Raw genomic sequence first — 5,204 nt, forward strand, 5'->3', positions numbered from 1 at the left:
GATTGTCGCCGCCGATGCCGGCATCGCCGACGCGCAGCCGATCACCGATACCTCGCTCTACCTTGTCGGCAAGGCCTTCGGCACGACGACGGTCAACTTGTTCTCCGACACCGGGGCGCCGGTCGGCCTGCTCGCCGTGGAGGTGGGGGCGGACACCGACGACATCGCCCGCTCCATTCGCGACGCGGTGCCGCATTCCCGGGTCAAGGTGGCGACGGTCAACGGCCGCATCCGCCTGTCCGGAACCGTCGCCGACGCCCAGTCGATGGCGAAGGTGCTCGAGATCGTCGAGCAGTACGGCAGCCCGGCGGTGATCAACACCATCACGCTGGTCGGCGGCCAGCAGGTCAATCTCGAAGTCCGCATCCTCGAAGCGCAGCGCGACGCCGGGCGCCAGCTCGGCATCCAGTGGGGCGGCAAGGTCGGCGGCATGTCGACGACCGTCGGCGGCGGCATCGAGAATCCCGCCGCCACGGCCGGGACGTTCTCGTCGTTCATCACCAGCGTGATCTCGGGCGCAGCTGGCATCGATCTCAGCGCCACCATCCACGCGCTGGAGACCAAGCGGCTGGTACGCACGCTGGCCGAGCCGAACCTGACCACGCTGTCGGGCGTCAACGCCAGCTTCCTCGCCGGCGGCCAGCTGCCGCTGCGCGTCGCCGATTCCGACGGCAACTACACCATCATCTACCGCGATTTCGGCGTGCGCCTCGTGTTCACCCCCGTGGTCCTCGAGGGCGACCGCATCCAGATCCACCTGATGCCTGAGGTCAGCGGCATCGGCAGCTATACCGAGGCGGGCGATCCGATCTTCAACACCCGCACGCTGGACGCCACCGTCGAGCTGCGGGACGGGCAGAGCTTCGCCGTCGCCGGCCTGCTGCAGAACGACAACACGCTGAGCCAGAACCAGCTGCCCTGGATCGGTGACGTCCCCATCCTGGGTTCGCTGTTCAAGTCCTCGAGCTTCCAGAAGCACGACACCGAGCTGGTGGTGATCGTCACCCCGCGGCTGGTGCAGCCGGCGACGCCCGGCCAGGTGCTGGCCTCGCCGCTCGACCGGACGCAACCGGCCAATGACGCCGAGTTCTTCGCCCTCGGCCAGATGGAAGTGACCTCCAGGATGATCGAGGACGTCCAGGCCGGGGCCGGCGTCGCCGGGCCCTTCGGCTACATCATCAATCTCGGTTCGGGGAGCGGCAGTTGAGCAGGCGGGCGTGGCCGGCGCGGGCCGGAATGGCGGTGCTGGCGGCGTTGCTGGGGCTGGTGCCCGGCGGTTGCACCTATGATTACCTGCAGCGCACCGACCGCGTCGCCTACAGCGCCGGCGATGCGGTCAAGGCCAATCTCGAGGGGCAGACGGCGAACCCGTCCAGGGCTTCGGCCTACGATACGGGCGGGCTGGGCCGGAACGGACCGGTCGTGCCGCCGCCCCCGTCGGGCCGGCGCGTGTCGGGCGGCGCCGACTGAACCCGGGCCGCGCGCCGCCTCAGGCGCGCGTCGTCGCCGCGGTGCGGGCGAGGATCTGCAGATTGTTGCCGACGACGGCGTTGCCGGGCGCGAGCGCCTCGGCCTTGCGCAAATGGGTGAGCGCCGTCCTCAGGTCGCCGCGCAGCATGTGCGAATAGCCGAGATTGTTGTGGTACTGCGCGGTGCCGCCCGCGAGCGCATAGAGCGCGGCATAGACGCGGTCGCTGAGGTCGAAGCGGCGCAGCCGGTCGTAGGAGGCGCCGAGGCCGACATAGCCCTCGGGGTCCTTGGGCGAGAGCTCGACTACGCGCTTGTAGAAGGCGGCGGAGTGGCCGAAGTCGTTGTTGCGGAAATGCGCGCGGGCCTCGGCGAGGGCGCGCTCCTTCGTATAGTCGCCGATGCCGGGCACCTCGGCGACGCGCAACTGGCCGCTGCCGAAACTGCTGGCGCCGAGATTGGCGGTGCTGCAGCCGGCCAGCGGCACCGCCGCGAACGCTGCCGCAAGAACCCCATAGCTTACGTATCTGCCGAAACGGCGACGCATCTTCCTGCCCCCTGCACGATGCCCGGCCCCACCTTCCGAGCCTGGGCTTTCCATGGCGTAAATGCAGCTGGGTTCCGTGCGCCAGGCTTAACGCGGAGTTACCTGGCGGACGCCCCGGCGCCCCCGTTTGCACGTGGCGGCAAGCCCGGCGGGCGAGTATAGATCAACCCCGCAAAGCAAGAATCGGGCGTCCGGCACGAAGCCGCAGCGACGCCGGCCAGCAGGGAGCGAGCATGACCGAAGAAAAGACCACGAGCCTCGGCGAGGCGGCGCTGCATTTCCACAGCTACCCCAAGCCCGGCAAGCTCGAGATCGTCGCCACCAAGCCCCTGGCCAATACGCGCGACCTGTCGCTCGCCTATTCGCCCGGCGTCGCCGTGCCCTGCGAGGAAATCGCCGCCGATCCGGACAAGGTCTACGCCTATACCTCCAAGGGCAATCTGGTCGCCGTGGTGTCGAACGGTACGGCGGTGCTGGGCCTGGGCAATATCGGCGCGCTGGCGTCCAAGCCGGTGATGGAAGGCAAGGCCGTCCTGTTCAAGAAATTCGCCGGCATCGATTCCATCGACATCGAGGTCAAGGAGACCGATCCGCAGCGCTTCATCGACATCGTCGCCCCGCTCGAGCCGAGCTTCGGCGGCATCAACCTCGAGGACATCAAGGCGCCCGAGTGCTTCGAGATCGAGGAAACGCTGCGCGAGCGCATGAACATCCCGGTGTTCCACGACGACCAGCACGGCACCGCCATCATCGTCGCTGCCGCCGTCATCAATGCCATGCAGCTGGTCGGCAAGGACATCGCCAAGGTCAAGATCTGCACCTCCGGCGCCGGCGCCGCCGCCATCGCCTGCATGAACATGCTGATCGCCGTCGGCGCCAGGCGCGAGAACATCTGGATCGCCGACAGCAAGGGGCTGGTGACGAAGGCGCGCGACAATTCCGTCGACCGCTGGCGCGGCGCCTTCGCGCAGGACACCGACAAGACCGAGCTCGCCGAGGTGATGGACGGGGCCGACATCTTCGTGGGCCTGTCCAAGGCCGGCGCCCTCAAGCCCGAGATGATCCAGCGCATGGCGCCCAATCCGCTGATCCTGGCGCTGTCCAACCCCACCCCGGAAATGATGCCGGAGGTGGCCAAGCAGCTGCGCCCCGATTCCATGGTGTGCACCGGACGCTCCGACTATCCCAACCAGGTCAACAACGTCCTGTGCTTCCCGTTCCTGTTCCGCGGCGCCCTCGACTGCGGCGCCACGGTGATCAACGAGGAGATGAAGGCGGCCGCCGCCCGCGCCATCGCCAGGCTGGCGCACGAGCCCGGGCTCGAGGCCTCGGCCCTCGGCGTGCCGGCCATCTTCGGGCCGGACTACCTGATCCCCAACCCCTTCGACCAGCGCCTGATCCTCAGGATCGCGCCGGCCGTCGCCAAGGCGGCGATGGAGTCGGGCGTGGCCCGCCGGCCGATCGTCGACTTCAACGCCTATCGCGACAGCCTCACCCGCTTCGTCTTCCGCTCCGGCATGGTGATGAAGCCGATCATCGAGGCCGCGCACGGGCAGGGCAAGCGCATCGCCTTCGCCGACGGCGAGGACGAGCGCGTGCTGCGCGCCACCCAGGTCATCCTCGAGGAGAAGATCGGCCGGCCCATCCTCATCGGGCGGCCGCAGGTCATCGAGCAGCGCATCGCCCGCTTCGGGCTGACGCTCAAGCCGGGGACGGATTTCGAGATCATCAACCCGCAGGACGACCCGCGCTACCGCGACTACGTGGCCCTGTTCCACTCGCTGGTCGGGCGCCAGGGCGTGACGCCCGACACCGCCCGCACCATCGTGCGTACCAACAGCACGGTGATCGGGGCGCTGGCGGTGCGGCGCGGCGAGGCCGATGCACTGATCTGCGGGCTCGAGGGCCGCTTCATCAAGCACGCCCGCGACATCCGCTCCATCATCGGGCTGGCCGACGACGCCTCCCAGCTCAGCGCTTTGTCGATGCTGATCATGAACCGCGGCGTCTTCTTCCTCGCCGACACCTACGTCAACATGGACCCCAGCGTCGAGGAGATCGTCGCCATCACCCTGCAGGCGCGCAACCACTTGAGGCGGTTCAACATCGAGGCCAAGGCGGCGTTGCTCAGCTACTCGAACTTCGGCTCGCGCGACGGCGACACCTCGATCAAGATGCGCGCCGTCTACGAGCGGCTGAAGACGGTGGCGCCCGACCTCATCGTCGACGGCGAAATGCAGGGCGACCTCGCCATTAGCGAGGCCCTGCGCGAGCGCTACGTGCCCGGCTCGGTCCTCAAGGGCGAAGCCAACCTCCTGATCTTCCCCAACCTCGAATCCGCCAATCTGTCGATGACGCTGCTCAAGGCGCTCAACGACGCGCTGGCGGTGGGGCCGATCCTGATGGGGACGCGCCAGCCGGCGCACATTCTCGCCCCCACCGTGACCAGCCGGGGCGTCGTCAACATGGCGGCGATCGCCGCGTCGGAGGCGCTGGCGGCGACGGCCAGCGCGTAGTCACAGGCCGAGGGCGCGGGCCCGCTCGGCCAGGTCGACGTCGCGCGTCGAGGTGACCTCGAGCCCCCGGTCCGCCAGCCGCCCGGGGGCGGGCGCCACCCCGGCGCCGGCCCCGAGCGTCGTATCGCGCTCGGCGATGAGCGCGGTGATGTCGTCGCGGTAGAGGGCGAGTACGGCGGTGAGCCAGCGGTTGACGAGGTAGGACGGGCGGCCCATCTGCACGTCGAAGCGCGGCAGCAGCGCCGTCAGCTCCGGGGCGGCGAGGTAGGCGTCGTCGACGACCCATTGGTTGACGGTGAACAGGCGGATGAGCCTGCCGTAGGGGTCGACCCCGGCGGCGACCAGGTGGTGCACCGGCCCGTCCTTGCCCGCGGGGCGCACGAAGCAGTGGAAGTGCCCGTGTTCGCGCGCATCCCGCGCCGGGGCGTGGCAGTGGTAGTACCACTGCGCGCCGCTTGCCGGATCGAACACGTCGCCCGGCGGGTAATGCGTCCACGCGTCGACCGAGGCGGCGCCGCGCAGCGTCTCGAGCAGCACGTTGTCGCCGGACTTGGCGAGGACCTGCTCGCAGAACAGGGCCTCGCGCGCGGCCTGGGCGAGGTCCTCGTCCCGGCTCATTGCCCTGTTGCCGCGCAGGGGGCGGCGGCCGCACACGGCGCTGCTGCAGCACACGG

At 69.2% G+C, this 5,204-nt stretch carries 5 protein-coding genes; 3 read left to right on the forward strand and 2 right to left on the reverse strand.

Translation table 11 applies throughout. The features are described from left to right. Together VGD93_RS02930 and VGD93_RS02935 are read left to right on the forward strand one after the other, a co-directional pair. Nucleotides 1-1,207 (forward strand): type II and III secretion system protein family protein (locus VGD93_RS02930; RefSeq protein ID WP_395009019.1); only part of this gene is annotated, 1,207 nt, incomplete at its 5' end. Then, nucleotides 1,204-1,470 carry a hypothetical protein gene (locus tag VGD93_RS02935; RefSeq protein ID WP_395009021.1) on the forward strand — a complete coding sequence of 89 codons (267 nt, stop codon included), beginning with the start codon at nt 1,204-1,206 and terminating at the stop codon, nt 1,468-1,470. The genes VGD93_RS02930 and VGD93_RS02935, both read left to right, overlap by 4 nt. 19 nt (nt 1,471-1,489) lie before the next feature. Here VGD93_RS02935 and VGD93_RS02940 read toward each other — a convergent pair whose 3' ends face one another. Continuing rightward, entirely contained in the window at nt 1,490-2,014 is a 525-nt protein-coding gene (locus VGD93_RS02940; protein WP_395009023.1) for a tetratricopeptide repeat protein, read from the reverse strand. 233 nt (nt 2,015-2,247) lie between these two features. On the opposite strand from VGD93_RS02940, the gene VGD93_RS02945 reads away from it, so the two are divergent. Then, nucleotides 2,248-4,530: an NADP-dependent malic enzyme gene (locus VGD93_RS02945; RefSeq protein ID WP_395009025.1), complete on the forward strand. Its 2,283-nt coding sequence runs from the start codon at nt 2,248-2,250 to the stop codon at nt 4,528-4,530. Here VGD93_RS02945 and VGD93_RS02950 read toward each other — a convergent pair whose 3' ends face one another. After that, the gene (locus VGD93_RS02950; protein WP_395009027.1) at nt 4,531-5,148 is read right to left on the reverse strand and encodes a DUF6969 family protein; all 618 of its coding nucleotides are present in this window, start codon (nt 5,146-5,148) and stop codon (nt 4,531-4,533) included. Nucleotides 5,149-5,204 lie beyond the last annotated feature (56 nt).

The sequence above is a fragment of the Devosia sp. genome (genome assembly GCF_036406155.1).
GTDB lineage: Bacteria > Pseudomonadota > Alphaproteobacteria > Rhizobiales > Devosiaceae > Devosia_A.